The sequence below is a fragment of the Actinomadura napierensis genome, from assembly GCF_039529375.1.
Taxonomy (GTDB): domain Bacteria; phylum Actinomycetota; class Actinomycetes; order Streptosporangiales; family Streptosporangiaceae; genus Spirillospora; species Spirillospora napierensis.
The window spans coordinates 1-2525 of record NZ_BAAAMR010000245.1 but is presented as its reverse complement, the minus strand read 5'-3'; the positions used below and the strand labels follow the sequence as shown (position 1 = coordinate 2525).

General features: G+C 73.4%; 4 protein-coding genes. 2 read left to right on the top strand and 2 right to left on the bottom strand.

From position 1 onward, the window contains the following. Positions 1 to 608: alpha-amylase family glycosyl hydrolase (locus tag ABD296_RS49160; protein WP_344285371.1), on the bottom strand; the 608-nt coding region annotated here is incomplete at its 3' end. 339 nt (positions 609 to 947) lie between these two features. Here ABD296_RS49160 and ABD296_RS49155 point away from each other — a divergent pair. After that, the gene (locus ABD296_RS49155) at positions 948 to 1298 is read left to right on the top strand and encodes a hypothetical protein (RefSeq protein ID WP_344285368.1); all 351 of its coding nucleotides are present in this window, start codon (positions 948 to 950) and stop codon (positions 1296 to 1298) included. Positions 1299 to 1301: 3 nt separating this feature from the next. Further along, a complete protein-coding gene (locus ABD296_RS49150; RefSeq protein WP_344285366.1) occupies positions 1302 to 2162 on the top strand; it encodes an STAS domain-containing protein in 861 nt (286 codons plus the stop codon). A gap of 39 nt (positions 2163 to 2201) precedes the next feature. Here ABD296_RS49150 and ABD296_RS49145 read toward each other — a convergent pair. Next, the coding region (locus ABD296_RS49145) for a hypothetical protein (protein WP_344285364.1) at positions 2202 to 2525 on the bottom strand (324 nt) is incomplete at its 5' end.

The window sequence follows — 2525 nt, the reverse complement described above, 5'->3', positions numbered from 1 at the left end:
TAGGTCCAGTTGGACTGTTCGGTGTCGACGAAGATGATGCGGGCGTCGGGGTATTTCTCGTCGGTGTCGTCCCACATATAGAAGTCGCCGAACGGGCCCTCCGGGTCCATTCGCGATGCTTCGAACCACGGGTGCTGATCTGAGGTGTGGTTCATCACCAGATCCGCGATGACCCTGATACCGCGGGCATGGGCCTCTTCGATGAGTTCGACGAAGTCGCCGAGCTCCCCGAAGTCGGGCAGGATCTTGGTGTAGTTCGCGATGTCGTAGCCGCCGTCTTTGAGCGGTGACTGGTAGATGGGCAGCAGCCACAGGCACTCGACGCCGAGCCATTCCAGGTGGTCGAGTTTGGAGATGAGGCCGCGCAGGTCGCCGTAGCCGTCGTTGTTGGAGTCGGCGAACCCCCGCACCGACACCTCATAGAAGACGGCCGTCTTGAACCAGTGGGGCGTCCGCGGCGCCTCCTCGTCGAAGGGGTCGGGGATCGCGCCCGCCGCCGGCCGGACGGCCTCCGCCGGAAGAGCGCCCCGGGCCGGGCCGTGCCCGGCCTCCGGCTCGGTGACCGGGCCGGACGTGCTGCAGGTGAAGTACTTCGACTGGGCGTGCATGGGCCATCCCGGAGTGTCGGCGACATCTAGATCAGCAATTCCCGCCGCCCGTCGCGGGGACGTGCGCGACAGGCAACCATCCGTAAAAATCTCCGTACTCTCCGTAATCACGCCGCCGCGGCCGACGCGGCGCGACCTGCCGCCCGCCGGGCCGCGGGACTTTCCGCCCGGCAGGCGTGTCATGCCCGGATCTTTAGCTTCGGCACCGTTTTCGCCCCGGGCCCCGGGTAGGTCGATCCCAAGCTCAGAACCTGCCGCGCGGGCAGTTGACGACCAGCCCGGACGGGGCGGCTCGCCGCCCCGTCCAAAGCGATCGGAGGGACAGTGGAGCGCTGGGAGATGTCGCCATCGGTCGTACCGACGCGCGATGACCTCGTGGCCCGGCTGCGCGCTCGCTTCGCCGACATTCCGGCCGAGCACGTGCGCCGTTGCGTGGACGACCTGTGGTGCTGCTGCACCCATCTCGGGATGCGGCCCGACGCCCGGACCATCGAGCGCCTCGCCGCGTCCCGGCTGACGGGCGTCGTGCGCGGCGCCCGGCCGCCCTATCCGGACGGCGGGCGGCCGCCGGGGCCGCACGGCCCGGCCGCCACCGCGCTCCCTCCCGTACCCGCGGCCGCCGCGGCACCGCCGGCCGCCGCCAGGCCCAGGACGGCCCGTGCCGCCGCGAGCACCCCGATCGGGATGTGACAGATGAAGGACACCGCCGTGCCGGGCCTGCGGATGGACACCCGGCGAGGGTTCGTCGTCCTGCGGCTGCCGGCGCAGATCAGCTGGCACAACTACGCGGGGATCCGGGAGGGGGTGTGCCGGGCGCTGTCGCTGGCCGGCGGCGCGCTCGCCCCTGACAGCCCCGCCGCGCCCGCGCCCGGGCCGCGCAGGGGGGTGGTCGTCGACTTCGGCGACTCGGTCCTGCTGGACGCGTCCGGGCTGGTGCTGCTCGCCCGCACCGAGACCCGGGCCCGGCTGCTCGGCTGCCCGCTGCGGGCCGTGGTGCCCGCGATGGCCATGCCCGTGCGGCGCGCGCTGCACCTCACCGGCCTGTCCAGCCTGGTCCCCGTGTTCGAGGACGTCGCGGAGGCCATCGCGGCGCCCGTGCCGCCCCGGGAGACCGCGCCCGTCGACACCGGCCACGTGCTGGACGCCATCCGGGCCCTGCACCCGTCCGACACCGGGTTCGCGCCGGCGCCGTCCGCCGCCCCGCCCGACCTGCACATCACCACCGCCGAGGCCGGCGACGGCGACCACACCGTGGTGCACCTGTCGGGGGTGCTGGACGACATCACCGTCCGGCGGCTCGGCGAGACGCTGACCACGCTGGTCGAGGGGAACCTGCGGCACCTGATGGTGCGGATGGGCGACCGGATCGGGGTGCGCTGCGACCCGCTGCCGGTGCTGCTCGGCATCCGCTGGCGGGTGGCGGCCGAGGGCGGCTGCCTGTCGCTGCCCGGGCTGCCCGCCCGGCTCCGCGGGATCATCGACCGCGAGGGGCTCGGCTCGGTGTTCACCGCCTGCCGCTCCATCGACGGCCGGATGCTCGGCGAGCCGGCCTGACCGGCGCCGGTTCCGCCACCGGGCCGTTCCGTCCTCCGCTCAGCTTCCGCTCGGCCGCAGCAGGTTGCGCGCCGCGCGCAGGGAGTCGCGGACGGGGCGGCCCGCGCCCGCCGTCCGGCCGGAGCGGGCACCGGCCGCGCCGCCTTCGCCCGGCCCGGGAGGCTCCTCGTCCCGCTGGAACGTGAAGATGTGCGCGGGCCGCGCGTGCGGATCGAGCCGGACGTAGTTCGCCCGCCGCCACGTGTAGGTCGCGCCGTCCAGTTGGTCGATGAGGGTGAACGACCGCTCGGGGTCGTTGGGGAGGCCGAGTGCGGTGAGGTCGAGGTGGACGGTCGCTTCGCGCGGCTGGTGCGGGTTGAGGTT